General features: G+C 64.6%; 1 protein-coding gene. It reads left to right on the top strand.

Translation table 11 applies throughout. The features are described from left to right. Positions 1-131: 131 nt before the first annotated feature. Positions 132-407, top strand: a 276-nt coding sequence (locus BGN97_RS14925; RefSeq protein ID WP_292703611.1) for an AraC family transcriptional regulator, incomplete at its 3' end; no start/stop codon positions are given.

The raw sequence follows: 407 nt of genomic DNA, 5'->3' as shown, positions 1-407 counted from the left end.
AGGTGCGCACGGCGGAGAAGAAGCTCTTCACTTCGGGGGAAGCGTCAGACACGATGATGTCCTTTCCTGGTGTCTCCTGAGAGTGGGAGATGGCGCCCAGCGTACTGGCTGCATGCGACGATCGGTGTGTGATTGATGATTCGACACGATCCGAGGACAGGCTGCGGGAGCTCGTCATCCTGCGCCGTGTGCGGGATCGCATCGATCGGGAGTACGCGAAGCCGCTCGACGTGGAGGCGCTGGCGCGCGGAGCGCACATGTCCTCCGGTCACCTGAGCCGCCGGTTCAAGCAGACCTTCGGCGAGTCCCCGTACTCCTATCTGATGACACGGCGGATCGAGCGGGCCATGGCGCTGCTGCGCCGCGGGGACCTGTCCGTCACCGAGGTGTGCTTCGAGGTCGGGTTC

The organism is Microbacterium sp. 69-10 (assembly GCF_001897945.1).
In the GTDB taxonomy this organism is placed as follows: domain Bacteria; phylum Actinomycetota; class Actinomycetes; order Actinomycetales; family Microbacteriaceae; genus Microbacterium.
The sequence above is the reverse complement of the archived record's forward strand: the minus strand, read 5'-3'. Positions and strand labels throughout refer to the sequence as shown.